The sequence below is a fragment of the Puniceicoccaceae bacterium genome (assembly GCA_040224245.1).
Lineage (GTDB): Bacteria > Verrucomicrobiota > Verrucomicrobiia > Opitutales > JAFGAQ01 > JAKSBQ01.
On record JBEGIR010000023.1, the window covers coordinates 44,277 to 70,320 of the forward strand.

The 26,044-nt window shown below is 53.5% G+C and carries 24 protein-coding genes; 13 read left to right on the forward strand and 11 right to left on the reverse strand.

What is annotated here, in order from left to right; genetic code table 11:
- The first annotated feature begins 80 nt into the window (after nt 1–80).
- Nucleotides 81–2,555 carry a S8 family serine peptidase gene (locus tag ABQ298_03860; protein MEQ9823498.1) on the forward strand — a complete coding sequence of 825 codons (2,475 nt, stop codon included), beginning with the start codon at nt 81–83 and terminating at the stop codon, nt 2,553–2,555.
- 259 nt (nt 2,556–2,814) lie between these two features.
- A complete protein-coding gene (locus ABQ298_03865) occupies nt 2,815–3,294 on the forward strand; it encodes a hypothetical protein (GenBank protein MEQ9823499.1) in 480 nt (159 codons plus the stop codon).
- A gap of 20 nt (nt 3,295–3,314) precedes the next feature.
- Here the strand turns inward: ABQ298_03865 and ABQ298_03870 are convergent, their stop codons facing one another.
- Entirely contained in the window at nt 3,315–4,196 is an 882-nt protein-coding gene (locus ABQ298_03870; GenBank protein MEQ9823500.1) for an HAD family hydrolase, read from the reverse strand.
- A 300-nt stretch (nt 4,197–4,496) separates the two neighbouring features.
- Nucleotides 4,497–5,978, reverse strand: a complete 1,482-nt coding sequence (locus ABQ298_03875) for a Do family serine endopeptidase (GenBank protein MEQ9823501.1) — start codon at nt 5,976–5,978, stop codon at nt 4,497–4,499.
- A gap of 163 nt (nt 5,979–6,141) precedes the next feature.
- Here ABQ298_03875 and purU point away from each other — a divergent pair, with 163 nt between their 5' ends.
- Nucleotides 6,142–6,996 carry a formyltetrahydrofolate deformylase gene (gene purU / locus ABQ298_03880; GenBank protein ID MEQ9823502.1) on the forward strand — a complete coding sequence of 285 codons (855 nt, stop codon included), beginning with the start codon at nt 6,142–6,144 and terminating at the stop codon, nt 6,994–6,996.
- Between the two features lie 71 nt (nt 6,997–7,067).
- Here the strand turns inward: purU and ABQ298_03885 are convergent, their stop codons facing one another.
- The gene (locus tag ABQ298_03885; protein ID MEQ9823503.1) at nt 7,068–7,772 is read right to left on the reverse strand and encodes a hypothetical protein; all 705 of its coding nucleotides are present in this window, start codon (nt 7,770–7,772) and stop codon (nt 7,068–7,070) included.
- Between the two features lie 16 nt (nt 7,773–7,788).
- Nucleotides 7,789–8,697, reverse strand: coding sequence for a LysR family transcriptional regulator (locus ABQ298_03890; GenBank protein MEQ9823504.1), 909 nt, complete (start codon nt 8,695–8,697; stop codon nt 7,789–7,791).
- A gap of 84 nt (nt 8,698–8,781) precedes the next feature.
- On the opposite strand from ABQ298_03890, the gene ABQ298_03895 reads away from it, so the two are divergent.
- The 6 genes from ABQ298_03895 (at nt 8,782) to ABQ298_03920 (ending at nt 14,300) form a co-directional block, all read left to right on the forward strand.
- The gene (locus tag ABQ298_03895; protein ID MEQ9823505.1) at nt 8,782–9,483 is read left to right on the forward strand and encodes a YggS family pyridoxal phosphate-dependent enzyme; all 702 of its coding nucleotides are present in this window, start codon (nt 8,782–8,784) and stop codon (nt 9,481–9,483) included.
- Nucleotides 9,484–9,624: 141 nt separating this feature from the next.
- On the forward strand, nt 9,625–10,188 hold the full coding sequence (gene pgsA / locus ABQ298_03900; protein MEQ9823506.1) for a CDP-diacylglycerol--glycerol-3-phosphate 3-phosphatidyltransferase: 564 nt from the start codon (nt 9,625–9,627) through the stop codon (nt 10,186–10,188).
- 33 nt (nt 10,189–10,221) lie between these two features.
- The gene (locus tag ABQ298_03905; protein ID MEQ9823507.1) at nt 10,222–10,755 is read left to right on the forward strand and encodes a phosphatidylglycerophosphatase A; all 534 of its coding nucleotides are present in this window, start codon (nt 10,222–10,224) and stop codon (nt 10,753–10,755) included.
- 65 nt (nt 10,756–10,820) lie between these two features.
- A complete protein-coding gene (locus tag ABQ298_03910) occupies nt 10,821–10,988 on the forward strand; it encodes a hypothetical protein (GenBank protein MEQ9823508.1) in 168 nt (55 codons plus the stop codon).
- A gap of 34 nt (nt 10,989–11,022) precedes the next feature.
- Nucleotides 11,023–12,009, forward strand: coding sequence for a PIN domain-containing protein (locus ABQ298_03915; GenBank protein ID MEQ9823509.1), 987 nt, complete (start codon nt 11,023–11,025; stop codon nt 12,007–12,009).
- Nucleotides 12,010–12,134: 125 nt separating this feature from the next.
- A complete protein-coding gene (locus ABQ298_03920) occupies nt 12,135–14,300 on the forward strand; it encodes a DNA polymerase domain-containing protein (GenBank protein MEQ9823510.1) in 2,166 nt (721 codons plus the stop codon).
- A 50-nt stretch (nt 14,301–14,350) separates the two neighbouring features.
- Here ABQ298_03920 and ABQ298_03925 read toward each other — a convergent pair whose 3' ends face one another.
- The 4 genes from ABQ298_03925 to ABQ298_03940 form a co-directional block, all read right to left on the reverse strand.
- Nucleotides 14,351–16,699, reverse strand: coding sequence for a TonB family protein (locus ABQ298_03925; GenBank protein ID MEQ9823511.1), 2,349 nt, complete (start codon nt 16,697–16,699; stop codon nt 14,351–14,353).
- An 89-nt stretch (nt 16,700–16,788) separates the two neighbouring features.
- A complete protein-coding gene (locus tag ABQ298_03930; GenBank protein ID MEQ9823512.1) occupies nt 16,789–17,244 on the reverse strand; it encodes a flavodoxin domain-containing protein in 456 nt (151 codons plus the stop codon).
- Nucleotides 17,245–17,328: 84 nt separating this feature from the next.
- A complete protein-coding gene (locus ABQ298_03935) occupies nt 17,329–18,162 on the reverse strand; it encodes a hypothetical protein (GenBank protein MEQ9823513.1) in 834 nt (277 codons plus the stop codon).
- A 40-nt stretch (nt 18,163–18,202) separates the two neighbouring features.
- The gene (locus ABQ298_03940) at nt 18,203–18,475 is read right to left on the reverse strand and encodes an acylphosphatase (GenBank protein MEQ9823514.1); all 273 of its coding nucleotides are present in this window, start codon (nt 18,473–18,475) and stop codon (nt 18,203–18,205) included.
- Between the two features lie 183 nt (nt 18,476–18,658).
- Between ABQ298_03940 and ABQ298_03945 the strand changes: the two genes are divergently transcribed.
- A complete protein-coding gene (locus tag ABQ298_03945; GenBank protein ID MEQ9823515.1) occupies nt 18,659–19,360 on the forward strand; it encodes a hypothetical protein in 702 nt (233 codons plus the stop codon).
- 5 nt (nt 19,361–19,365) lie between these two features.
- On the opposite strand, the gene ABQ298_03950 is transcribed toward ABQ298_03945, so the two are convergent.
- Both ABQ298_03950 and ABQ298_03955 read right to left on the reverse strand, forming a co-directional pair.
- Entirely contained in the window at nt 19,366–20,799 is a 1,434-nt protein-coding gene (locus ABQ298_03950; GenBank protein ID MEQ9823516.1) for a Mur ligase family protein, read from the reverse strand.
- Between the two features lie 92 nt (nt 20,800–20,891).
- Entirely contained in the window at nt 20,892–21,320 is a 429-nt protein-coding gene (locus tag ABQ298_03955; GenBank protein ID MEQ9823517.1) for a BLUF domain-containing protein, read from the reverse strand.
- Nucleotides 21,321–21,387: 67 nt separating this feature from the next.
- On the opposite strand from ABQ298_03955, the gene aroA reads away from it, so the two are divergent.
- On the forward strand, nt 21,388–22,830 hold the full coding sequence (gene aroA / locus ABQ298_03960; protein ID MEQ9823518.1) for a 3-phosphoshikimate 1-carboxyvinyltransferase: 1,443 nt from the start codon (nt 21,388–21,390) through the stop codon (nt 22,828–22,830).
- A 67-nt stretch (nt 22,831–22,897) separates the two neighbouring features.
- Here the strand turns inward: aroA and ABQ298_03965 are convergent, their stop codons facing one another.
- On the reverse strand, nt 22,898–24,193 hold the full coding sequence (locus ABQ298_03965) for a hypothetical protein (protein ID MEQ9823519.1): 1,296 nt from the start codon (nt 24,191–24,193) through the stop codon (nt 22,898–22,900).
- A gap of 210 nt (nt 24,194–24,403) precedes the next feature.
- Between ABQ298_03965 and ABQ298_03970 the strand changes: the two genes are divergently transcribed.
- Nucleotides 24,404–25,402 carry a hypothetical protein gene (locus ABQ298_03970; protein MEQ9823520.1) on the forward strand — a complete coding sequence of 333 codons (999 nt, stop codon included), beginning with the start codon at nt 24,404–24,406 and terminating at the stop codon, nt 25,400–25,402.
- Between the two features lie 22 nt (nt 25,403–25,424).
- The coding region (locus ABQ298_03975) for a glycosyltransferase (protein MEQ9823521.1) at nt 25,425–26,044 on the forward strand (620 nt) is incomplete at its 3' end.

The window sequence follows — 26,044 nt, forward strand, 5'->3', positions numbered from 1 at the left end:
TTCTAATGCTTGAGGCTAAATTTGTCTCCTTTGACGAAATCCATTACCTGTGCTTTTCGTTTATTTTGGGGAGGAAAGACATGAGAGAAAATCCGAGTATGCTGTATCGATTGATGGTTGGGGTGATGATGCTTTCCCTGCTGTCGGTCATGGTCTACACGGATCGCCGCTATCGGGAGCAGCATGTCGCTGATCTTGAGGTTGTGAGTGCCGATGCAGCTCCCCATGGACAACCTTCCGACGCTTCGGATGATTCAGACTCTGCGATGACAGTAGCAGAAGATGCTGTCGAGCAGCGGGCACATGGTCAGCGTTCGGTTCGCGCGAACCTGGATGCGCTTCGATTGCTGGCGGCATTTGAAGATGCAAGTGTTGTCAATATGCGTGAGCAGTTGCAGGACGACGGCAGCATGATTCGAACCGAGCAGCTACTGACCGATCTCAAATATCCGCTCATCACGCGGGAAATTCACTTTGATAAAGATGAACAGACACAGGAGTGGGTGGCCGTAGGAGGTTCTGCCTGGGTTTCGGATCAGTTGCTTGTCGGATTGAAAGAGGGGCAGGACCTCCAGGCGCTTCGTGACCTTCTTGCAGAAGCGGATGCCGAATTGGTGCAGACGATCCGGGATGGGAATCATTTTCTGATTCGCTTCCGTGCAGGTGAGCCGGACGATTTGGAAGATGCTGCTTCCCGTTTGCGGCTGCATGTGGCCCTCGCTTATGTCGAACCCAATTATTTTCGACTGGCGACCGCACTACCGAACGATCCGCAATTTCATCGCCAATGGGCATTGAACAATTTGGGCAGCGGTTCTGGCGTATTTGATGTGGATATCAATGCTCCGGAAGCCTGGCAGATCACGATGGGGGATGCGAATGTCGTTGTGGCGGTGATTGATTCTGGTGTGCAGGTGGATCATCCCGATCTGATTGGACGCATCTATGTCAACCTGCGTGAAACCATGGATGGAAAAGACAATGATGGCAACGGACAGATCGATGATGTGAACGGTTGGAATTTTTTCGACGCTCATCAGGGTAGTCCTGATGTGTCAGACACGAAGGACAGCCATGGAACCCACGTAGCGGGAATCATTGCTGCCAGTGCGAACAATGGGATTGGTGGCAGCGGGGTGAGTCCGGGCGTCACCATCCTGCCCATCAAGATTTTCAATGAGGAGGGCGGTTTTACCTCAGATTTCATTCGTGGAATGGACTATGCACGCAAAATGGGAGCGAGTATCATCAACGCCTCTCTCGGTGGAGAAGATCGCAGCGATGCGGAGGTGGCGATGATTGATTTGCTTCAACGACATGGAATCCTGATGGTCACTTCATCGGGCAATTCCGGTGAAAATTCGGATGTGGTGGAAAGTTATCCTGGCGCCTATCCCCATGCGAATATTCTGAATGTGGGTGCGAGCAACTGGTTTGATGAGATGGAGAACTACTCGACTTGGGGACCGACCAGTGTGGACGTGCTTGCTCCGGGGTCGGAAATTTTCAGTACAATTTCACCCAATGGCTATGAAGCTTACAGTGGTACATCGATGGCAACTCCAGTCGTGGCTGGTGTGGCTGCGCTTGTGAAGTCGGTTCGCACGGATTGGGACGCTCACATGATCAAAGACGCCATTCTGAGCACAGTGAAGCCGATTGATTCTGCTGCGGGCAAGACCGTTTCAGGCGGGCGCGTCGATGCCCATGCAGCAGTGTTGAAAGCACTGGAGAACACCTTTTTTCCAAATGGGCTGCACATCCGCATCCGATCCCTTGCCAACGGTCGTTATGTCAATCCATCAAGGGAATCGCATGCGCGCCTGATCGCTGACGGGCTGGAAGGGGCACGCCAGCAAACCTTTGAAGTGGTGGAAATGGGAGCGAGCACCTATGCACTCAAATCCATGTTCAATGACAAATATGTGAGCTTTGAAGCGGGTGGGCTTGAGCCACTCTCCGCAACCCGTGATGTGGTCAGTGATTGGGAGCTATTCTATCCGGTCAAGCTCGGGGATGGAAATTTCGCGTTTCGCTGCAAAGCAAATGGACTGCTTGTCAGTGCTGAAAACAGCGGGAATTCCCCTTTGATCGCAAATCGGGAGCAGGTGGGTGACTGGGAGATGTTTGAGATCGAACCCTTGCACCTGTTGCCTGTTGGCAAGCAGATCGCATTGCAGTCGACACCGAGTGCGCGCTATGTGTCGCTGAGTCCTGAAGGAGTGTTGATTCCCTTTGAGACTCAACCCGGAGACTCGAACTGGTTTGAGGTTGGACTGAGTCTGGATGGTTTTGTGACCCTTCGTTCGCTTGCAAATGGACGCTATGTATCGGCAAAAACGGAGGGAACCCTGCCCCTTCGGGCCACAGCTACCCGCGTCGGGGAATGGGAGAAATTCGTGGGCATCGCGCACAGCAAGGGGATCCTCGCACTGCGCTGCAAGGCCAATGGTGCTTTTGTCGCCTCCGAAAATGAGGGAACAGGTCCACTCATTGCCAACCGATCCGAGATGGGGGGATGGGAGTTGTTTCGCATGATCGTGCGTGAACCCTGAGTGGGGTTTGCCTCAACTCTTCCCAATTTGGCCCAGGTATTGCTTGGTAGGGAATGTGGTGCGGATTTTCCGCATGAAAATGCAGCTTTTTCCTACCGCCAGTGACCAGAGCCATGCAACTGCACTCATTTAAATCAGGATTCCTTAGAGTCATTTACACCGAACTTCACCGGAGTGTGAAAGAGGGAAGCATGGGGTCACCCTTAATCACTCATCAGAACTGGAGGTCGAAATGAATGGATTGATTTCAAATGTGATCATGGGAGTTGGAAAGCAGCTATGGCAATCGCTCTCCGATGGGCAAGGGGCTACAGCGAGCACGCGTCTGGAGCAGCTGCAGCGTTTTGAGCAGCGCCTCGATCATGCGGTCAATCCGGAAAAGGCTGCCTTCAAGGCGTATCTGACTCAACAGTCGGTTGATTCCATCGAGGGTGTGGAGTTTCTGAGTCAAAAACTGCAGGATCGTTTACTTAGCGATCCTTCGATGACGCAGTTTGTTGCCCAGAACGGGGGGCGTTCTGCCGATTTTATGATCGAGCAGCGCGGTGAACAGTTTGTCTTGTCGGGTACATCGGGACGCGAGTGGGTGGTCCCCGCGAATTCTGCTGTTGAGCAAACAGTATCCCAGTTGCATCATCTGGAGAACATTCGCCAGCTGGCATCACTTCGCCCTGGCCTGAACCTTCCCTCGCTGGTGGATCTCGCGTTTTCGGGAGAGGTGGGTGCGTTGTTGGGTTGAGTCTGCATCGCACGGATCAATCACGTGGCAGCTGGCACACACTCGAGAAGTTGCTCGAGTTGAGTGAGGATCAAATCGGGTTGGATGCTGGCGATGCGGGTGTCCTCTTTGCGCAGGCGCAGGGAGCGTTGATCTCCTGCGAAGAGTGCGGTTTTGAAGCCAACCTGTGTGGCGGGAAGCATGTCATTGAGCATGTCATTGCCGACGTAGATTACCTCTGAAGGTTGAATGTGCAGTTGTTGAAGTGCTTTGACATTCTCTTCGTAGAGTCGAGTGTCCGGTTTTGCTTCCCGCAGTTGGTAAGACCACTGGCACAACGCATCTGAAAACCCCAACTCTTCAAGGGTGCGGCCCAGATATGCGGGAAACAGGAGTGGTGTAAAGAATTGGGCATTGGAAACAATGCCCAGATACTGGTTTCGACGGCGGAGTTCTTCGAGGGTGTGTGAGAGTCCTGGCATTGGCCAGGTGGGATTGACGGAAAGCTCATGGGCCAGACAGAGCTGTTCCAGTTGCGATTCATTCAGAATGCAGGAAGGATGTGCATGGCGCTTCAGAAAATCGCTCCAGACCTCGCGAATGTCCACTTCGGGGAAAGGGATGCCCCTGGATCTCAGGGCACGATGGTGTTCATGGATGACAGCTTTGAATTGTTTTCCGGGATCTGGCAAAGCGTGCTTCCAACGGATGTGGTGTGCCTTGGCAGTTTGCCGCATGGAAGTGTCGCGATCCTCATCTACGGAGTGACTGATATCGCCAACACCGGAGACCATCAGGGTGCCATAAACGTCAAAGAGGATGCAGCGGATTGTTGGTAGCGGTTGCAGTTGAGGCTGGAGTGTCGTGTGCACGGGTTCCAGTGGAGTCGATGCATGGATGATTTGCTCGATCAGGGATGACATGGGGTGTCAAACATTGAGGATGCTTTGGGGAAACTCAACTCTGGAACGGCAGGTGGAAAAGTGGCTTCGGGATCAAAAGGAGGTGTGACTGGTGGAGTTGCTCTGGGCGAAAGCGTGCTGAATGCATGCCTGGGTTTTCAATGAATCCACCCAATCTGGCATCGTATCATTGTGCAGAGTTGCGTCAGGATTGAATGGACTCCAGCTCTGGATTTCCCGCAAAAAAATCCGTCAACACCTCAGGTGTTGACGGATTTGAATACATTGTTGCGACTCGCGGTGCAAGGCGCTCCAGACTCGTTACTGGAGTCTCACGGCGATGAATCCAAAATTCCCCCGGTGGAAAACATAGAGGCGATTGATGCCAGGTTTGAGCGCGCTGCGAACATCGTTCACCGACGTGACATCCTGACCATTGACGCGCAAGATGACCACACCTCGTGCCAGCACCCGGCTGTGAGGGGAGTCGTTACGCACATTGCTCACCAGCACTCCTGTGAGGTTGTCGGGAATTCCGAATTCATTGCGGATTTCGCCAGTCAAGACCTCGGCGTCAACTCCGGGTAGAATCTCGGATACTCCTGAAATTCCAGTTCCGTAGGGATCGTCAAAGTCCGCCAGGGTTACCGTCAGGGTCATGGCTTCACCATCGCGCAGGATGGATAGCTCGACTTCTGTTCCGGGTTGGTAACCCGCAACGACCAAACGCAAGTGATCGGCATCCTTGATGCGTTGGCCGTTGATCTGGAGAATGATGTCTCCCACTTCAACGCCAGCCTTGGAAGCGGGAAGATCTTCGGTCACCTGATTGACAATAGCGCCTTCGGTGGTGGGGAGTCCAAAGGATTCTGCCAGGGCCGAATCAATGCGCCCAGGGCTGATGCCGAGCAGACCCCTGCGAACCTCTCCCGTCGTAACGAGGGAAATGGCAATGCTGCGAGCCATCTTGATCGGTACGGCAAACCCGATGCCAATGTTGCCCCCAGAGCGTGAAATGATGGCAGTGTTGATTCCCACGAGCCGTCCCCATGCATCGACGAGAGCACCTCCGGAATTCCCCATGTTGATCGCTGCATCGGTTTGAATGAAGCTTTCGTAACCCTGGTTGCCCAGGATGCCGAGATCGCGGCCAGTTGCGGAAACAATGCCCATGGTGATCGTTTTGCCAACTCCCATGGGGTTGCCAATGGCAAAGACCACATCCCCGATTTTCAAATTGTCGCTGTCGGCAAGCACGGCGGCAGGCAGGTTTTCGACATCAATTTTGATCACGGCAACATCGGTTCGTTCGTCGTGTCCGATGATTTCAGCCTGATATTCTTCGCCGTCATTTAACGTGACCCATACTTCATCCACAGTTTTGCCAGAACGGTCTGAGATCACGTGATTGTTGGTGAGAATATATCCATCCGTTGAAATGATAACACCAGAACCCTGACCGGCGGGCAGGGTTTGTTCCTCTTCCTGTGTGCCGGGGCTGTTGGGATCGAGCGGAACTCCAAAAAACCGACGCAGCATCTCTTCGCGTGGATCAATGGATCGGCGACCCGAGACTTTCTTCAATGTGTAAACCGCGACTACCGATTCCTGCACCCGCTCGAGCGGCTCTGCGTAGGACGTAACCGGGGATTGCAGGCTCCGGTCCATATCGGTTGGGTCGATCGGGAAGTGATCCGGGGTCAGGTTGACTGAATCCGCTGTGGCGGTTCCAATCGACAGCGTTACTGCCAGCAGCCCGATCAAGGTAGAAGGGATGAGTCGTTTTAAGGATGATTTCGTCATTGCGAAAAGCTTGGATTCACAAAATGTTGATTGATTGAACTAACGATTGCCAAACCCTTACAATTTCAGGGAATCTGGTTTTCTTGTTATCGAAAGCCTTGCAGTCGTTAATGTTTCGATGCTTAGTCTTTGCCAGCTGGCGAATCATTCAAATTAATTCCCCATGGGTTCTCAAGATTCTATCATTGCACTGCTGCATGGTCCCGACCAGCCGGGATTGGTCGCCAAGGTTTCAAACTGGATTTGGGAGCGACAGGGCAACATCCTGCACGCTGACCAGCACCGGGACAGTTCGCTCGAGATTTTCTTTCAAAGAGTGGAATGGATTCCTCGAACTGCGCTGCTCGATGCAGAGATTCGGGAGTTTCGCGAGTTTGCCTCTGAGCTGCAAATGCAATCCCGCGTGGTGGCAAGTTCGCAGCGCAGCAAGGTTGCGATGCTGGTTTCCCGGTATGACCACTGTTTTCATGACCTCATCCTTCGCTGGAAGGCAGGAGAGTTCAATGGTGATATATGCTGTGTGATTTCGAATCATGAACACCTGCGTTCGGCTGCAGAAGCCTATGGACTTCCGTTCCACTGCGTACCGGTTACCCGTGCTGACAAGCAAGCAGCGGAAGCAGAGCAGCTTGAGCTGTTGGCCCGCTACGGTGCTGACCTGATCATCATGGCGCGCTACATGCAGGTGTTGTCGTCAGGCTTTCTTGCAAGCTGGCAACGCCCCGTCATCAACGTGCATCATTCCTTCCTGCCTGCGTTTGCCGGGGCCAAGCCCTACCATCAGGCACACAGTCGTGGAGTGAAGTTGATCGGAGCAACCGCACACTATGCCACAGCAGATCTCGATGAGGGACCCATCATCACCCAAGCGGTGACTGCGGTGAATCACCGACACACTGTTGAAGATTTGGTGCGGAAGGGGAGGGATCTGGAAAAAGTGGTGCTCTCTCAGGCTATGCGCTTTCACTTGCAGCAGCGCATTCTGTGTTACGGGAACAAAACCGTGGTTTTTGACTGAGCACGCATTCTAAGCTGAGTGGAATTTCAGCTCCTGTTCCCAGTCTTGAGCATGTGGGAATGAGTAACGACTCAATAGCTGCTCAGTTCGATGATCAGCTCGGGACGATGGGCCATGTTGTAGGCGTCGGAGGAGTAGAACTCATTTGTTCCGCTGATCCCGCGAATGACCATGCCCTGATTGCTTCCATCCAGCCAGCTGTCCAGCACTGCCTTTCGGGCTGCTGCGTCCTGTGGATGAATTTCAATGGTAAGTGTGGAATGCACATCCTCGTTCCCCGTGATGACGGTGAGACCGTCGGTGTTCATCCAGGCGTCGATCAATTTGCCATCAGCTCCGCTCCAGGGTGCAGTGCCGTTCAAGGAATTGTAATTGGCGCGCCGTTCATCCCAGATGTCCGATGCGTTGAGGTTGTGCAGCATCAACGTGTCGGGCTGGGCGGGTTCCTTGAACGTCAAAACCAGCGCGAGGCGGTTGACGCTGCCATAGGACGTGCGACTGAGTGGGATGTTGTCAAAGCGAATGACGGACTTTGCATCGGCGTCGAGTGGCGCAACGCGCAGTGTTTGATCATCGAGATCAGTTTTGCTGTTAAAGACGCCACCGTCCATTTGGAAGGTGTAGAAATCCTGTGTTCCAGAGTAGCCACCCAAATCGTTTTTGAGCACGATCCGATTGCCAGAAGATTGAGCATGTATTGCCGGGGTTATCGTACAGAGCAGAGCGAACATCAGCAGGGAAGCGATGCTCTTGGGGAACAGGAAGTTCGGTTTCATGGGCATTTGGACGCGATCAAGTCGCTTGGGATTCAACGGCTTCAGGATCTTTTGACGTAAGAAGACTGATGAATTTTTCCATTGCGGGTGTCAACACCCTTCCTTTGCGGTGGATGATGTAAATCGGGCGCTTGAATTTCTTGTTCTTGAATTCCTTTGAGACCAACAGCCCCTTGTCCACCTCCTGCCTGACGGTGCCCCTGGGAACAATGGCAATTCCAGCATTGATTTCAACGGCCCGCTTGACGGTTTCGATGTTGTCGAACTCCATGACAGGCAGGATGCTGATTTTTGTGTCGCGAAAAATTTGATCCGTCGCTTTGCGCGTTGGGATATCGTTGTCAAATCCGATGTAGTTGTGTTTGGCCAACTCCTGAATATCGATGGACTTCTGCTTGGCAAGGTCATGTTCGGGGCTGCAGATCACAACAAGCTCATCCTCAAGGAAGGGGATGTACTCCAGCTCGCGATTTTTGGCGGGATAGGCGATGACGCCCAAATCAACAACGTTGTGCAGGACATCATCATAGACCAGGTTTGAACGCCGGTATTCCAGGTGAACGTTGACTGTTGGAAACTGCTGAATGAACAACTTCATGTAGGGCGGCAGCTCATGCAATCCAACACTGTAGATGGTCGATACGCGGATGTTGCCCGAGATCACCTTCTTCATCTCCTGCAGTTCGCAGTCAAGACGTTCGTACAGGTTGAGAATTTCCTTGGCTGCCTCGTGGAGTTTTTTGCCCTCATTGGTCAGCTTGAACTGCTTCTGACTGCGATCCACAATGAGAATTTTGAAATGATTCTCCATCGCACGAAGTTGTTGACTGACCGCAGATTGGGTGATGCCATTGATCTTCGCCGCTTGGGAGAAGCTTTTGCTTTGCACGAGGTCCGCAAAGATTTTGAAGTTTTCAATATGCATTATTCGGATTAATACGTTTTCTAATATTTTCTAATTAAAATATTTCGCGAAGTAAATAAAACTTTTAAGAAAAACTTATAGTCCATGATCCAGTATGAGACTTTTCGGAAGAATGTCGAATTCCTGACCCAACGTGTGCGCGAAGCGGCACAGCGAAGTGATCGACCCATCGAGCAGATCCGCATTCTTCCCGTTACCAAAAATTTTCCGCCGGATGCCATTGAATATTGCTTGAAGAGCGGATTCATGGCGGTGGGTGAAAACAGGGTGCAGGAAACCATTTGCAAACAAGGGGAGTTTCGACACCGGATACAATGGGAGCTTATCGGGCATCTGCAGACCAACAAAGTCAAGCCTGCAATCGAGCATTTTGACGTTGTGCAATCGGTCGACAGCTCAAAACTGCTTGAGAAACTGCAGCGCGCCTGCCAATCCCAGGAAAAGAAGTTGGATATTTTGCTGCAGATTAACGCGGGCAGGGATCCCGCGAAGTTTGGAATTGATCCGGATCTGGTTGATGCTGCGGTGGAGCTTGCGTTGAAGTGCGATCACCTCCGCCTGAAGGGGTTCATGAGCATCGCTCCGCTTTCTGCAGACGATTCGGTTGCACGGCGCACGTTTGCGAATCTGCGGGGTCTGCTCGAGCGCACCAACCGGGAGTTTGGGCTTGCCCTGCGCGAACTCTCGATGGGTATGACGGATGATCTCGAGATAGCCATTGAAGAGGGTTCGACCTGCATCCGGGTGGGCACGGCATTGTTTGGAACCCGCGATGCAGGATTGTAAAGCTGGCGGCAGGGTGTGGCGAAGGGAGTTTCGACCCCAACAACGTCGCTTCAATGGGTTGGAGCGGGAGCTTTGCAGTTGCAAACCCGGATGCGGCGCGCATATGCATGGAGTTCATCAAGCGATCTACCCTGTGACATCATGATCTGGAATTTACCGAATATTCTGACACTGCTGCGAATCCCGTTGCTGTTTGCCATCATTTGGCTGGGAGAAGTCGATTGGGAGTATCGCTTTGTGCTCATTGTCACGTTGCTGATGGCTTCCATGATTACAGATTTCCTCGATGGTTATCTGGCACGTAAGTTGAATTTGGTCAGTGATTTCGGGAAGATTGCAGATCCTCTGTTTGACAAACTGTTCATTCTCGGACTCTTCATTTGGATGCTCGCGATAGACCTGATCCCTGCGTGGAATGTGAGCATCGTGCTTCTGCTCCTGCTCCGGGAACTCGCGGTTACCGGATTACGTGGTGGAGGAACATCAAGCGGGAAGACCTTTGGGGCGGACTGGTTTGGAAAATGGAAAACAACCCTGCTGTTTGCTTCGCTGTGGGTCTTGCTCATAGCTCAAATGCTTCGGGTGGATTTTGACATGAACGGAGCATGGCTGGAAACCCTTTACTGGGCTGGTGTGATGCTGCTGTGGGTTGGCAGTGCGCTGGGCATTTATTCGGGGATTCGTTACTTTCGCCTGCATACCTGACGAATCAACATTGGAAACCATGGAAACTGACTGATGAAAGTGGACCATTTTTTATGGGCATCGCTGATTCCCACGCCTTGGATCATGCGCTTTGCGACTTTGTTTGGGGCGGGCAATGTGAAGGTGGGACCGGGCACGGTTGGGTCGTTGCTGGGGATTTTCTGGTACATCACGATCTTCACTTCGGCGTCAGGGTTGATGCATCTGGTGATCCTGCTCGGTACGCTCTACCTGGCCGCAGGGATTTGTGGCGAAGCTGCAAACCGCATGGGACAGAAGGATCCGGGTTCGGTGATTCTGGATGAGTTTGTGGTGATTCCGATTTGTTTTCTGGGACTGGACCATGTGATGCTGCAGGGTGATGCCTGGTGGATGCTGCTGCTGGGATTTGCGCTTTTTCGTTTGTTCGACATTACAAAACCCCTGTTCATTGGACGGCTGGACCAAATTGAGGGCGGTTGGGGAATTTTGCTCGATGATGTGGCGGCTGCGCTCGTCACCTGTCTCTGCCTGCATGGAGTCGTTCGCTTTGAATTGCTGGATCGACTGACGGGGTTGTGGAACTAGCTTGCATTGCGTTCGCACCTTGCTTTTTCTTGCTGACAAGCCTTCGCCTTTGAAATTCCACCGTCATGTCCAACCATCCACCTGAGACTCCTGAATCCGCACCGGAAGATCCCTGGCAGAAATTGAGTCCGGAGGAGCGCAAGCGGGCCGAACGTCACCTGATTATCCTCTATGTTGCAATGGGTCTGATGGTGGTGCTGCCGTTTGTGTTTTTCATTTTTTTCCGAAAATAGTGCAGCACATCCGATGAATCAGACCTTGTTAGTCATGCGGATCGTGTTTCTGGCTCTCTGTCTGTTCGGGAGCTGGTTGATTATCTATGTGAGTCCGGATCTCAATCCACTGATGGTGGTGGCCATCGGATCGGGTATTGGAGTGTTGGTGATTCTCACGGATATCTACCTCAAGGGCTTTTCGCTCAGCGGATTTACGGCACTTACCTTTGGACTTGCACTGGGCTTGCTGTCTTCCCAGTTGATTTCCGCATCTCCCTTGTTTGAACCGCTCGAGGATGGAGAGTTCGCAGGCGTTGTGTTTTTGGTACGCCTGGTGATGACGGTCATTTTGATGTACCTCGGTGCGGTGATCGCTCTGCGGGGACGGGATGAGTTTTACCTCGTCATTCCCTATGTTCGCTTTGTTCCAAAATTTGCGGACAATCCGGCGGTTCTCATTGATACCAGTGCACTGATTGATGGACGCATCGAGGCGCTTTGCCGCTCGCGCTGGCTCACCCATGGGCTGGTGATTCCTTCCTTCGTGCTGCAGGAACTGCATGCTATTGCGGATTCGGCGGATGTGAAGAAACGCGAACGAGGTCGCAAAGGTCTCAAAGTGCTCAATGAACTGAAGAAAATGAATCTCGACCTCCGTATTCACGAGGTCGACATTGATTCAAAGGGCAAGGTGGACGAAAATCTGCTCCTGCTTGCAAGTTCGATGGGGGCACGGCTGCTGACCACGGATTACAATCTGGCACAACTGGCCCAGTTCAAAGGCATTGAATGGCTCAACCTCAGCGAACTCTCCAGAGCATTGCTGCCGGAGCTTGAAGCAGGGGCTCATTTTGAAGTGGAACTGGTGAGAGAAGGGAAAGAACCGAATCAGGCTGTGGGTTATCTGCGTGATGGTTCCATGGTGGTTGTGAATCACGGACGCCCGCATCTTGGTGAAATCGTGCCGGTAGAGATCACAAGTGTGATTCCTTCAGCCGGAGGAAAGATGGTGTTTGCGGAGCTTTGTGAGCGCGTTTGAATAGCCTTCTCTGCGGCATTGACAGGAGTGCGCACGGCTCGTGCTTGCGGTATCACAAGGATGTTCGCTTCCACCGGTGACAAAGGTTGAATTTGAAGCCCTCCTGCTTATGATGCAGTTTCATCATGGCATCAACAGACAGCAGTCCACAGCAAATCCTTACAGGAATCTGGGTTTCCGATGAGGGAGTCGTTCACAAAAGCTACCGCGAAGAAGGAGGCACGGAACGCAGTGTTGAAGCTCCGTTTTGTGGGTTTGTCTGGGCGAGTGAGAACGATGTCGAAGCAAATGGACTCGGTTCTGCTGCGACCCGCCTCAGCGGCGAGGGCCCACTGAACTGTGTCTTGGAGACAGATCAGTTTTCCACCTATCGGGAGTGGATTTCGCGGGATGTGCTGGGACGAACTTGCGAGTGCATTCGACCCTTTGAAAGCCAACACCTGCTGCGTGAGCATGAGCGTCTGTTCGATGGTTTGCGCTTTGATCAGCTCAAGCGTTGCCAGATCGACATCGAAACGGATTCTGACGGCATCCGCTTTTCGAATCCATATCAGGATCGCATCCTCGCAATCGGGATGAAGATGGGGGACCAGGAATCCCTGCTGTACCTTGAAAGCGAAGATTCCAAGGGGGAGCAGCAATTGCTCGAGCGCTTTGTCGAAACGCTGCAGGAGTGGGACCCCGATGTCATTGAAGGTCACAACCTGTTTTCGTTTGATCTCAACTACCTCAAGATCCGTTCCCAGCGTCGCAAAGTTCCCTGTGCATGGGGGCGGTTTGGGCAGATGGCAAACTTTCGCAAGAGCCGCCTGAAAGTTGCGGAGCGATGGGTGGATTTTCAGCGTTGTGATATTCCTGGGCGAACTGTTTTTGATACCTACCTCATGGTGCAACTCTATGACGTGTCCACGCGGGACATGCCGGGCTACGGACTCAAGACCGTTGCGAAGTATTTTGGAGTCACGCGCAAACTGGATCACGAACGAACCTACATTGCCGGCAATGAGATCCACAGGCAATTCAGGGAGGACCGAGACACGTTCCTTGACTATTTGAGAGATGATCTGCTGGAGACCGAAGGCGTTGCTTCCATCTTGCTGCCGACTTATTTTGAGCAGTGCAAGACGTTTCCGATTCTCCTTCAGGAGGCGTGTCTGAGAGGCACCTCAAACAAGATTGACCTGCTCTTCATGGAAAAATACTTCCATGCCGGGCATGCGTTGCCGACGGCTGCCGAAGGCTTTGCGGGTTTTGAGGGTGGTTATACCCGGAGTTTTCATGAGGGTGTTTTTCACCACGTGCTGCACTACGACGTCGCCTCGCTCTATCCCAGTCTGCTATTGCGGCTGGAGCGAAATCCATGGCCCGATGATCTCGGGGTCTTTCTGCCCTTGCTGCGTGAACTCAGGGAGTATCGGTTGAAGTATAAACAGCTTGCGAAAACCGACCCTGACCCATCCTTGCGACGGGAGTACAATGCCCGACAGGCGAGTTTTAAAATACTGATCAACTCCTTTTATGGTTATCTGGGTTTTCCCGGTGCGCGCTTTGGAGATGCTGAGCTGGCAGCTCAGGTCACTGCAGATGGCAGAGAATTGTTGCAGCGTGTCATTGATCGCATGCAGGAACTTGAGGCGATGCCGCTGGAAGCGGATACCGATGGGATTTACATCAGTTCGGAGAAATGGTCAAAAGCACCGCTCGAACTGCTCGAGAAGGTTCAGCAAACACTGCCAGATGGCATTGAGCTGGAGTTGGGTGGCCAGTATGAGGCAATGCTCTGTTACAAAGCGAAGAATTATGCAATCTACGATGGGGAGCAGGTATTGATACGGGGTTCTGCGCTCAAATCCCGTGGAATCGAACCCTTCTTGTCCGATCTGACCAAAACCCTGATCCATTCGCTGCTGGGTGCGTCAAAAACGGACGTTGCGGAGGCACTCAAATGCCTGCGACAAGGGATCGAATCGGGGGAAACCGCTGTGGAGTTGCTCGCCAAGTCGGAGACTTTAAACCAATCGCCGAGCAAGTATCAGAAAGAGGTAGAGGGAAGCCGAAAACCACGTCGGGCGGCGCTGGAAGTGGCGCTTCGAATGGATCCTGTTCCGGGCATGGGTGAGCGAGTTACCTATTTCATGGGACCGAAGGAAAAGGGAAAAACGGCGATGTGGCAGCGCGCGTTTGCCATCGGAGAATTTGATGCAGAGCACTGCCCCTACGACAAGGCAACTTATCTGAAGAAATTGGATGAGTGGGAGCAGAAGTACGGAGAGCTGATGGCGCTGGCTTAGCGATGATCCCTGTACGGACTCAAGCTGTTGGGACTTCAGAGTCCTGACTTTTAATCCAGAGAACCCGCACGAAACCGGATGGGCACCCGGATGCGTGCGCGAACGGGCTTGCCGTCCCGCAGTGCTGGCAGAAAACGCCAATGACTCAAGGCTCGCATGGCGGGTTCTTCAAATCCGGGGTGCGAGGATTCCTCCACCATAGGTGCAAGAATTCTGCCCTCTGGATCTATGATCATGGAAATCAGAACGTTTCCACTGAGCTGAAGTTCTTCCAGGTATCGTGGATAGGCTGCGGCGAATTGAACAATGGCCTCCGGTGGGCAGTTCTCGGGTTGGCTTCGACTGCGGAACTGTGCACGGCGAAAAGTATCGTTGTAGTCGGATTGATGGCGGAAGAGGCGATAGGCTGCACTTTGCATGGCAATCGCATCGAGCTGGCTTCGCAGCCCTTCGGGCAGGGATTCCTGATCCATGAGAGTGAGAAAGGCTGGATAGTTGAGGGCAGTGCCGATACCGCTGAGGTAGGCGATACTGAGCGCTGCGATGGTTTTGGATCGAAAACGGGGATCCATGGAGGTCGCGGGTTCTGAAAGAATGGACTGCAATTCTGCAACAGCCTGACTGGGTGGCACTCCGGGGAATCCGTGGATGGAAAACACACATTGCATCAGGCGTCCGGTGGCATCTCCCTGTGCAGCGGCGGCTTCAAAATAGTGTGCAGCGCAGTCCCAGCGCATGGATGCTGACCAGGATGGGTGTTGCCAGCAGGCCATCCCCAGATGGATCAGGTGTTGAGGTGGCACCCAGGACAATAACTCGTCCACGGTGAGCAGCATGCCTTCAACGTTGGCGTCGGGCTGCGCCCAGCGATCTTCAAGAAACTGGAAAAATGTGTCAAAGCTCGTCGCATCGATTCCGATGAGTGACTGACGATAGTGGTAGAGAGCCTGATCCAGATTGCGGGGTTGTCCTTCGATCCACGCGTTGTCGTGAAAATAACCGCAGAACAGACTGGCCGTCGCATTGCCGCGGTCGGCGGCGGCCTCAAACCAACGGAATGCCAGTTGCCGGTCGGCTTCCGTTCCGACGCCCTCCAAGGTCATCAGTGCGCACTGCAGCTGTGCGAGTTCGTCTCCGCCTTCGGCTGCATTTTCGAAATGTCGGAATGCGCTGGGATACAACTCTTCCTGTAGGTACATCCACCCGAGCTGGAAGCTTGCAGATGGATCTCCGTGTGATTCAGCGACTTCAAACCATCGTTTTGCCTCGGTCGGGTCGGGTTCAACTCCCCAGCCATTGCGATAGCAGAACCCGACACTGAAGCAGGCAGAAGGCATGCCCAGTTCGGCGGATTTCAAAAAGAGTGCAAACGCGTGCTGCTGAGTTTGCTCGTCCGGAGTATGTGCCATCAAGGAAGAGAGCAGGCGAAGTGCGTTTCGTTCGTAGCCGTATCTCAATGCCTTCTCAACCGTGTTCAGAACGTTTTGCGATTCTGAGGAATCCCATGTTTTCGCTCGGATAAGCGCGTGCAGGCGCGCACATTGCACATCCCAGGCGGGAGGATAGTCCTGATCGAGCAGAAATTGCAGCCCATCGATCTGTGAGTCCGAGTCGGTTTCCGCTTCGGTGGTGTCGGGGAAGAACTTGACCTGATACAGCTTTGCACGCAGCGAACCGAGTTCGATGGAATGAGCAAGTTGGGTTAGTGTGGTTTCTTCCGGGGTTGGGGTATCGAGGTTTTGATGGTAGGAAAGCAGCCATTCTTCTGCGTGCAATTCTGCTTCGGAGGGACGGTGCCGGAGCAATGGACTTTCTGTATCCTTATGGGAAGAGGGAAAACGCACGGGGCGATAATAATCAGGTGTGTGAATAAACCAGGCACGCATTTTTTCCGGTGGGAACTGCATCGCAGAAAGATTGAATCGGGCAACCGGGTTCTTGTGTCCGAGTTGTTCGAGATTCCAGGCTTGCGCTTCGGGCAGGTTGAAAACGGATTGTTGCGATTCGGGGGAGCGCAGGAAAAACCTTCGAATTGCAGTTGGCAGGTCGTCGAACTTTAGCCGCAAGGGCGGTGTGGAGTCTTCGCTCTCGTACCCCGAGTCCCGCATGGACTGCAGAATGGACAGCGCGATGCCACAGCCATCAAAAGCGGCTGCATGGAGGTAGGCAGATGCGAGTTCCGGGTCCCAAGTGGCTTCCACCGCAAGATGGTACTGTAGGGCGAGAATGAGCAGGTCGTGATCAGTGTCAGCGTGCTTGCAGTTGGGAGACTCCATCGACTCTGCCGACAGTGAAGTGATGAGGCAGAGTTTTGCGATCATCACGACCAGAGCCAACCCTTGCCAAAACGGGTTTCTCCATTCGGCAAGGAGGGATGCAATGCGATGGTAAGTTTTCACAGAAAAAGCAGGGGTGTCGCAAGCGCAGCAAAAAAGCGCGTCCGGTTGCGGAAGCGCTTTTTATACAAATTCAGGTATGTCGGGTGCAATTATTGTTTTGATTCGAGGTAGGCTGCATATTTTTCGAGCCATGCTTCGAATCCATCTTCAAAATCGATATCGAGATCGATTCGGTCCATCACCCGTTTAGCCCCCTGTTTGGTCAGGCTTTCATCCAGTTTGCGTCCACATCCGCAAAAATCGTCGTAGGAGGAATCGCCCAGTGCGACAATGGTGTACTTGAGCTTGTCCAGACCAGCGACTTTTTCATCCACGATTTCATAATAAAACGTTTCGGCTTCGTCTGGAGGGTCACCTTCACCCCAAGTGGAGATGACGATGGCTACCTCGGATTCGCCCGCCAACTCTGCCGCAGGATAGTCTGCAAGATCTTTGAGACTGGTCTCGAATCCGAGTTCGTCTGCCTTTTCCTGGATCTGGGTTGCAAGGTCTTCGGCGTTGCCGGTCATCGTGCCGAAGAGAACTGTCAGTTTTGGATCACTCATGGATGGTGTAAATAGGAGAACACAAGACGCACGCGCATCCTTGTCAAATCGCATTACCAAATTGAAATGCAGGGAATGCAGGTATTAGGTCCGCTTCACTTGAAGGGATGCCAAACAAGCAAGGTGGATTGCGAGCAACCATGCAAATCCTGAGGTGAATGCATGATTGCGCAGTGTCGTGAGTTCCCGAATCCGAGCGTGGTGGTGCATCCACCAGAGGTCCAGTTGGCAGAGTTCCGGAATGAATGGGTGAACCTCGGAAAGCCAGAAAATCGGGGCATTCCCCCACTGTGCAATCTGTAGAATGCGGCTCAGGTCCGGTTGGGCAAGGCCGATCAGCAGTAGTGTCAGGCCGGCCAGTGTTGCCGTTCTCAGACGCAGTCCCGTCAGGTGCAGAAAGCGCATCATGGAAAGCGTTAGCAGGACCAGTATGGCGTTGCACACCGCCGCTGTCCCGAACCAGCTCAACTGGCAGGTTGGGGACAGCCCTTGGAGAAGTTCAGTCCGGGGTGGATTCCATGTGATGCAGGCGACGGTCCATGCTGAGAGGCTGAACAGGAATTGAATCCAGATGATGGTCACGGTGAGGGAAAGTTGGCCACGCAACCAGCTGTGCATGGACGGAAGGGGAGCAATGGTTACACCGCATCGCGGATTTCTGAACGGCTTTTCGATCCGTGGTAGTGCCACAACACCTGCACCCAGCACATACCAGCGCTGCAAGCCATATTGAAAATCGAGGAACAACTCAAGAGGATGGCTGGCAACTGCAAAGACGATGCTGAAGCATCCCAGTGCAGGAATCGTTGCCGTCAGGACAGAGAGCAACCAGAATCGAGGGATGATGGAAAGCGGTGACTTGCGCCTGGCATCTGGCAGCGTAAGTGCTCGAGATTGGGGAAATCGGGAAGTTTGCATGAGGAATTCATTTGCAGGAGAGGTTTGGAAAAGGGGAGGGTCAGGCAATGCGGAAGCCCTGAAAAATGGGTTCCCGATGTTCGGAGGATTCGTCGGATTCGCGGATGTAACTGCGGAGTTCGTCCACGACTGCGTCAATGAACTCATGTACTTCCTTTAATTCGCCTTCCACTTCGAGCGTTACACTGCCATCGTCTTCATTGCGCACAAATCCAGCAACATCGAATCCCCTGGCAACATCAAGCGTTTGATACCGGAAACCGACACCCTGAACATGCCCGCGAAACTGAACTCGTTTGTGGTAGACCTTCATGATTCATCAAAGGTGTTTTACCATAGCAGTGCCGTCAACTTCTGCAAGCGTTCCACCCCATGTTCATGTGAGTTTGGGTGTGATCTGACTTCGATGAGTGGCGTGTTCATCCACTGCTTTGGGGTGGAATTATTTTTCGAGTTGTAAATCGTGGCGAATCGATCAAGGTTATGAAACGAAACTATGAGCAGTCCAAATTTTGAGAATTCCGGGGATGGAGAGTCCTGGGATGGAAAAGGGGAACTGGAGTGGACTGAGAGGAACTGGAAACAGTTTCTCAAGGATGCAGATGCTGAAATCGGAAGATTCATCAAGATTTATCAATCCCTGAAAGGGGACTCGCAACGGCTGGATCACACCGCATTGGGAATGGGCTGGGATTCAGAAGAGTGGTCAGCAGAGCTTGAGTTTGAGTCGGACGAATCCACAGAGTGGGTCGACGGCGCTTCTGATGACGAGGATGACTACGATGAATTGGATGACAGCGATCCTTATACGGTCCACAAGCACCCCCTCTATGTGACCAGCCGTGCCCTGTACGCGTTGATCGCGCACTACTGGAAGGTTCTGACACTGGAAATGCCCGGTTGGGTAAGTGCGCCGGATGCCGTTGGTTTTGGTGAAGCGGTTGCCGGAGGCGAATGCAACGCCGTGATGGCAATCCATGCGCTGGAAATGGGCGATTACAATCTGGTCGTGGTGCACTTGCAGCGTTCGCTGAGTGCACTGAATGAAAACATGCGCCTGTTTCAGAAGACCATCACGCGCGAAGATGAGATGCTCAACCCCTCAGTGGTTGAAGAATTTCAGAGCTTCTTTTTTGATTTGCGCGAGGTGTGGCTGCGCGTGATTCGGGAGTGCCGTGGCACCTCAGAGTTGCGTTGACTGTGCTATCTGTTCAGGCGCTGAGCTTCACAGACGCTCGCTTGCATGATTCCGTCAAAAGAACCATTTGTGAAAAACAGTACCAGCAGAGGTGAGGTGACATTGGCCAGCTGCGAGAGTAGGCAGTGCTGAAGTTCGGCATTGCTTTCGAACAGATGAGTTGGGGTTCCCCGGTCTTCCAGGTCAGTCTTGAGCTGACGCGTGTTCAAGCGCTTCGATGCGTCGAGCAGGTGCAGGCGATGAATGGCTCCAATCCAGACTTCATCGGCATGAGCTAGCGTCACTGGCCACAATTGTTGAAATGCGGGAGAGCGTGAAGTATTGCTGCGGGGTTCAAATACTGCCCATATACGGTGCCCTGGGAATCGATTGCGAAAGCTGACGAGCGTTTCTCCGATGGCGGTGGGATGATGCCCAAAATCTTCAACCAGCAACAGCTTCTCATTGGAGAACAGCACCTGCTGCCGTCGCATCACACCGCGAAACCGTGTAAACGATTCCGGAGACAGAAATGAATCAGGATGGGCAGGGTCGATCTGCAAACCGGTCGCCAGCGCAGCCATGGCGGCATTGCGTGCATTGTAGCGTGCTGCAAGGGGCCATGATACCTGCAGCCAGGGTCTTCCATGCAGTTGCAAGCGAAAGTGGCTGCCGTTAGAATGTTCTTCAAAATCAAGGATTTGCAGATCGTTGTGAGCTTCAAATCCCACCTTCCAGAGCGTGCTGTAAGCCTCGCGGCTGACCCATTCAAGCAACTTCGGATCGTCACCATTGATCAGGATGTTTCCGCTTTGGGGAACCAGTCGCAACAGATGCTGAAAGGATCGAATGATGTCCTCCAGATCCCGGAAGATGTCGCCATGATCAAATTCGAGGTTGTTGATGATGAGGGTGCGGGGGAAGTAGTGGATGAATTTGCTGCGCTTGTCAAAAAAGGCGCAGTCGTATTCATCCCCCTCGATCACAAATGGGGTGTCGGCACTGCCCATGGCGGAGGATGGCAGATCCGAGGCGGGCACTCCGGCAATCAGATATCCTGGATTTGCACCGCTTTCGAGCAGCAGATGGGTGGTCAGGGCCGTGGTGGTGGTTTTGCCGTGGGTGCCCGTGATCACGATGGACGGACGATGTCCGATGAGATGCTCACCGATCAGTTGAGGCAGGGAAACGAAGGGAAGACACCGGGTTTCCAGCAACCATTCGGCCTCAGGATTCCCGCGTCCGATGACGTTGCCAACAACCACGAGATCTGGTTGCTGTGCTGCCAGGCGTTCAGCATCGAATCCTTCAAAAAACTCGATGCCCGCATTGCGTAATCGATCCGACATCGGGGCATAAACATTGAGGTCCACGCCGGATATCGCATGTCCTTGCTGTTTGAGCAGGATGGCAACTGAACCCATGGCAGTGCCGCCAATTCCCATGAAATAGATGTGCATACGTTGCAGTGAGGCAGAATTTTGCCTGCTCCGGGTCAACGGAATCGCGTGTGTTTTGTTTCAGATCCTGAATACGGCAGGGTGCAAGTGACTCATCGGGAGAGCGCGCGTGCGTCGAGTAAAAGGGCATGCACCACCATGGCATCAGTCGGGATTTGAATGATGTCTTCGACGCATCGGTATTTGGAACGAATGAACTCGCGAACACTACCTGGAATATCCCAGAGATCGACCAGTCGCATCGACCAATCCTCAAACTGGCGGTGCTGGATCAATTCGTAGTGCAACAAGTGAACTTGTGTGTGGCGCTCATCGCCACTGATCTTTCGAAACAGGGCATTGACTTCCGGTGTTGGTCCTTCCAGTACCTGGAGGAACTGATTCCCGCTCAGCACAAGTAATCCGGTGATGTTTTGTTGTTTGTTGTTCGCTGCGCCTTTCTCTGCGATGTCCTTGACCGTCTCATTCGAGACGAAGTCATCGGTCGATAGGCTTTTATAAATCAATCTGCACTCACTCATGACGCGGGGTTTCGGTTGGCGTTAAAGGAATCCTACGGGAAATTACCACAAGTTCCAGCGCAAATCCATGAATTGCAGGCGATGCGACATGGGGGTGAGGTGGTTGGGCAGACTTCAACGCTTGTGTTCGGATCAAAAATCCCCTCTATGGTTTGCCCAGATGGATGCATTGGAAAAACTCGAAATTAACCCGATCCGACGTGGTACCGATGGGGCAGTGGAGCTGCCCGGCTCCAAGAGCATTTCGAACCGTGCCCTGTTGCTTGCTGCCTTGTGCGATGGAAGTGTCGAACTCTCGGGACTGCTGAAGAGCGAAGACACGGAACTCATGCGGCATTGCCTTGCACAGCTGGGTGTGGACCTGCAGGAGAGCGGTCCGAATCGATTGAAGGTTCAGGGGGTTGGCGGGAGTTTTCCGGTGAAACAGGCTGAACTGTTTGTGGGAACCGCCGGAACCGTCGCCCGCCTGCTTGTTGGGATCCTTGGAGTTCAAGAGGGGGGACACTACCGGGTGGATGGTTCACCCGTGATGCGTCGTCGCCCGATGAAGGAATTGACAGACCTGCTGATCCAGTTGGGTTGTGAATTTGAATGGCAGGGAGAACCCGGATCGCTCCCATTTGTCATGCATCCAAACGGGTTTACGAAGACATGCCTGCAGGTGGATGCGCGCGCTTCGAGCCAGGTGCTCTCGGCAGCACTGATGGCCGCACCCCTGGCGGGAACGGATGTTACCCTTAGCTTGAATGAAACCGGAGTGAGGCAGCCCTACGTGGTCATGACCTGCCGGATGATGCAGAACTTCGGGATCGGGAAAGTCCACTGGAACACATCCTTCACCGAGTTCAAGGTAGCGGGCGGTAGCAAATACCACTCTCCAACGGGCTTCTATGCCGTGGAGGCAGATGCCAGTGCAGCGAGTTATTTTCTAACCCTTCCGTTGGTGACCGGTGGAAGCATGCGTGTGGAACCTTTTGATTCTCAGGGACTTCAGGGGGATGTTGCCTATGCGGATGTGCTCTCGAAGATTGGAGCGCAACTCACGTCAACGGACAGAGGACTCTGCGTGCGCTGGGGCAAAGTTCCGCTGGAGGCTCATCGATTCAACTTTCATGCGATCTCGGACACCTTCATGACGTTGGCTGCGGTGTCTCCGCTGTTACCCCGACCCCTTCGCATTGAGGGGATCCGGCATACACGTTTGCAGGAAAGCGACCGGGTGGCTGCGATGGCGACCGAGCTGGAACGACTCGGACAGGAGGTCGAGCAGGGCGATGACTATCTACACGTCTTTCCCCGACGTTCGGAACTCATGGAAGTGGCTCGGGCCGGAGTGGAAATCCAGACCTATCGGGACCACCGCATCGCCATGAGTTTTGGGGTGCTCGGCAGCAAGGATTTGCTTGGAGATCAGATTCCGTGGCTCACGGTGCTGGATCCGCGTTGTTGTGAAAAAACCTATCCGGGATTTTTTGACGATTTATCGCGCCTGCAAGGTGGATCTGAATAATCTGGATCGACCGATTTTCAGCTGCTTCACCTGAATCACCGTTTGGGGTGTGGGGTGGAAGCACGCATCAGCGGTCACGGGATCTTCCAGGGGTGGGAGGTCCGCTCTCGCGATGGCGGGGCTGACCACTTCGAATGTCTGAACGCGGTCGGTCAAAATGGGGTCGGGAGGGTGAGGAAACCCGGGATTCGCGAAACGTGTGGGTAGGGCGACTAGGCTGAGGCGGTGTCCAGGCAGTGGGTTTGGAGGGTCGGGGCGTCGGCAGCGTACGCAGGTTCATGCTGGCATCGGAACGTGGCGTACGCGGGCTGAGTTGGCGGGGTTCGCCCGTGCGCGGACTGAAGGTATTGCGGGGTTCGATGTGGGGACGGGAACGTTCTGAAGGACGCGGCAGGATGCGCGGGGGAGTGTTCTCAGCATTGCGATTCATGCGCTCCTGACGAATGGCGGGAGATTCGGGGCGTGCACGGTGCTCGGGATCTGGGCGCAGACGCTGGATCCGGTCGGCACTCCATTGTCTCGGTTCGCTTTGAAACGTGCGATAGCTGCGTTCGCGTTCGTCGACTCTGGGGTTCATCCCCCGTGCCGGGAACCGGCTGTGGAAGTCGTTGCGGTTAAAGCGGTCGTGGTGTTCGCGAGGGCGAAAGCCCGGATGATATCCATAATCCCGGTGTTTTCGAAACTCCCGATAGGGACGGTGACTGTGGTGGGGATGGTGATGAAATTTTGAAAGTCCGGCCCGGTAGGAGAAATGAAAGTAGGGTTTGGGGTAGCGGTAAGCGATGCGGGAACGGTAGAACCCCACCCGAACACAGGAGTAAGGGCGATACCAGCTTGGGTAGGTGCGCCAGGAATAGGGTGAGCTGTAGAAGGAATATCCTGGGGCCCACAAGTCTACCAGAATGGGCCAACTCACCGTGCGATAGCGTGGCAGATAATAGCTGCGTGAACCGTAGAGGGTCGATTCCCCGCGAATCTGCACCTGGTACTGACCCACACTTTCCTGTTGGATGTCGATGTAGGCGACATCGGTGAATGCGTTTTCGCCGAGAATGGCCTGTATGACGATCATGCGTCCGGAGTCGGTTTCCTGTTCGAGAACGCGCAAAAAATCAACCTGACCGTCTTCATTCAAGTCGAGGTTGTTGAGCAGCAGGTCTGGATCGTTGAGCTGTTGTTCAAAATGTTGCAGATCGTTGGAAGCCTGAAAGATTTCACCGACTGCGTTCAGGTCGAGTCCGGCACTGTGACCACTGGCCGAGGAAACCACAATGACACGGTCACCGGCACCGAGAATCGTGGATTGAGGCAGCAGTGCAGCAAGGGCGAAGGTCACGGATAACAGGGTTGAGTGGATTCTCATGGCATACCTCGGGTTGGGGTGTTTGTGCAGTATTCATGGATTTGGACGTCCCATTGCACAGGTATATTCACCGGAATCGGAAAAAACTTCCGTGCCCTTTCGGGAGAGATGCTGTGGTGGAACGGTAGTGATGGGATGCCACTGTGATTGCAGTTTTTTTACATTGGCACCTGATACAGGTTTCTTCACATTGAAGGCATGCTCAGGGACATGATATTGGAAGCAGTGCGGCAGGTTCGTGGCAAGGAGCCAGTTCGCCGCAGCATTACCAACGATGTGACCGTCAACGGTCGCAATGAATTCCTGTTTTTTGTAAAGCCCGAGTTGTTGCTTGATCGGGAATCCCTGCGCAGTGATGCGATTTTGGATCTCATCCTTGGCAAGCTGGATGCCTTTGATCTGAAGATCCGCAGCGCAAGTGTGCTTTCCGCAGGATACCTCGAAAAACATGAAATCATCGCGCAGCACTATGGCGTGATCAATCGCATTGCGAAGCATGCAAAGACAGCAGTATCTGAATCCGCCAAAATGCGCTTTGAGTCCATTTTTGGCGAACCTTTTGAGCGGGCCAAAGTGTTGGGGGGATTGGAAATCATGGATCAATTTCCAGGATTCACTCCTGAGTCTCTCGATTACCTTTGGCAAAACGGGAAGTTTGAGAAGCTGGCGGGAGGAACCTATGCGTTGCGCGTCAAGATCGACGGTGAAGGGATCTACCTCGTGAACGGGTTTCACCCGCGTCAGCTGCAACATTTTACAGAGCCGGGGCGGTGCATTGTTGTGTTTTCCCTGGTGGGGGATCTGGATTGGTCGCGCGCTCGCAGTGAGTTCATCGGTGCAACCTCTCCTGCTGATGCCCTTGCAGGCAGTATCCGGAGGGAGTTGTTGGAAAAGGCAGCGGAGTTTGGGCTTGCGGCGGTAACACCGAGTTGGAACGGAGTTCACCTTTCGGCAGGTCCAATCGAAGGATTGATTGAGCTGATCCGGTATCAGTCTGATTTTGAATCGGGCAAGCGCTTGTCTGTTGCAGATTTTGCTCTGGGTCGTGAGCTGATGCAGGAGTTTGGTGCTTCCCAAACGCAGCTGTTGCTCGAAAATCCGGAATTGTCCACCGAGAATGGAAAAGTTACGGTGTTCGACCTGACGGAGGAACAGAATGCTGCTGATGCGCTTGCGCTGCTGAAGTCTGCAGGAGTTTCCGAAACCTAAGGTCATCTTTGAATCGAAGCTCGTGAAAGTTCTGCACATCGAGTCCGGTCGCCACCTCTATGGCGGAGCACAACAGGTGCTGTTCCTGTTGCGCAACCTACCGAAGCAGGGTGTCGAGAGTGTGTTGCTGTGTGAACAACGCAGCGCCATTGCACAGGCTTGTGAGAGCGAGGGCATTGTGACCTTGAGGGCGGCGATGTCGGGCGATCTTGACCTGCGCACACCTGTGCATATTCGTCGCGCCTGCCAGAAGGTTCGACCCGATCTGATCCATGTGCACAGCCGTCGTGGAGTTGATTTCTGGGCGGGGTGGGTTGCCCGGCAATTGGGCATCCCGGCCGTGATTTCGCGCCGCGTTGACAATCCGGAACCCTCCTGGCTCGCGCAGCGAAAATACGGAATGTATGCGCGGGTGATTACCATTTCGGAGGGGATTCGACAGGTTCTTCTGAGGCAGGGTGTTCCGGAAACCAAGCTCGCACTCGTGCGCAGTGCCCTGGAGTTTGACAGTTACCCCGAAGCAATTCCGGTGGAGGTCTTTCGGCAGCGGTTTGGCATTCGACCCGGAGCGCGTGTCGTAGCCTGTGCGGCTCAGCTCATTGACCGCAAGGGTCATCGCTACCTTTTGGAAGCCCTCCCTGC

Bases quoted from the DNA above. Each gene is read 5' to 3' on its own strand.
- ABQ298_03860 (MEQ9823498.1), top strand. From the start codon at position 81: ATGAGAGAAAATCCGAGTATGCTGTATCGATTGATGGTTGGGGTGATG.
- ABQ298_03865 (MEQ9823499.1), top strand. From the start codon at position 2,815: ATGGGAGTTGGAAAGCAGCTATGGCAATCGCTCTCCGATGGGCAAGGG.
- ABQ298_03870 (MEQ9823500.1), bottom strand. From the start codon at position 4,196: ATGTCATCCCTGATCGAGCAAATCATCCATGCATCGACTCCACTGGAA.
- ABQ298_03875 (MEQ9823501.1), bottom strand. From the start codon at position 5,978: ATGACGAAATCATCCTTAAAACGACTCATCCCTTCTACCTTGATCGGG.
- purU (MEQ9823502.1), top strand. From the start codon at position 6,142: ATGGGTTCTCAAGATTCTATCATTGCACTGCTGCATGGTCCCGACCAG.
- ABQ298_03885 (MEQ9823503.1), bottom strand. From the start codon at position 7,772: ATGAAACCGAACTTCCTGTTCCCCAAGAGCATCGCTTCCCTGCTGATG.
- ABQ298_03890 (MEQ9823504.1), bottom strand. From the start codon at position 8,697: ATGCATATTGAAAACTTCAAAATCTTTGCGGACCTCGTGCAAAGCAAA.
- ABQ298_03895 (MEQ9823505.1), top strand. From the start codon at position 8,782: ATGATCCAGTATGAGACTTTTCGGAAGAATGTCGAATTCCTGACCCAA.
- pgsA (MEQ9823506.1), top strand. From the start codon at position 9,625: ATGATCTGGAATTTACCGAATATTCTGACACTGCTGCGAATCCCGTTG.
- ABQ298_03905 (MEQ9823507.1), top strand. From the start codon at position 10,222: ATGAAAGTGGACCATTTTTTATGGGCATCGCTGATTCCCACGCCTTGG.
- ABQ298_03910 (MEQ9823508.1), top strand. From the start codon at position 10,821: ATGTCCAACCATCCACCTGAGACTCCTGAATCCGCACCGGAAGATCCC.
- ABQ298_03915 (MEQ9823509.1), top strand. From the start codon at position 11,023: ATGCGGATCGTGTTTCTGGCTCTCTGTCTGTTCGGGAGCTGGTTGATT.
- ABQ298_03920 (MEQ9823510.1), top strand. From the start codon at position 12,135: ATGGCATCAACAGACAGCAGTCCACAGCAAATCCTTACAGGAATCTGG.
- ABQ298_03930 (MEQ9823512.1), bottom strand. From the start codon at position 17,244: ATGAGTGATCCAAAACTGACAGTTCTCTTCGGCACGATGACCGGCAAC.
- ABQ298_03935 (MEQ9823513.1), bottom strand. From the start codon at position 18,162: ATGCAAACTTCCCGATTTCCCCAATCTCGAGCACTTACGCTGCCAGAT.
- ABQ298_03940 (MEQ9823514.1), bottom strand. From the start codon at position 18,475: ATGAAGGTCTACCACAAACGAGTTCAGTTTCGCGGGCATGTTCAGGGT.
- ABQ298_03945 (MEQ9823515.1), top strand. From the start codon at position 18,659: ATGAGCAGTCCAAATTTTGAGAATTCCGGGGATGGAGAGTCCTGGGAT.
- ABQ298_03950 (MEQ9823516.1), bottom strand. From the start codon at position 20,799: ATGCACATCTATTTCATGGGAATTGGCGGCACTGCCATGGGTTCAGTT.
- ABQ298_03955 (MEQ9823517.1), bottom strand. From the start codon at position 21,320: ATGAGTGAGTGCAGATTGATTTATAAAAGCCTATCGACCGATGACTTC.
- aroA (MEQ9823518.1), top strand. From the start codon at position 21,388: ATGAATTGCAGGCGATGCGACATGGGGGTGAGGTGGTTGGGCAGACTT.
- ABQ298_03965 (MEQ9823519.1), bottom strand. From the start codon at position 24,193: ATGAGAATCCACTCAACCCTGTTATCCGTGACCTTCGCCCTTGCTGCA.
- ABQ298_03970 (MEQ9823520.1), top strand. From the start codon at position 24,404: ATGATATTGGAAGCAGTGCGGCAGGTTCGTGGCAAGGAGCCAGTTCGC.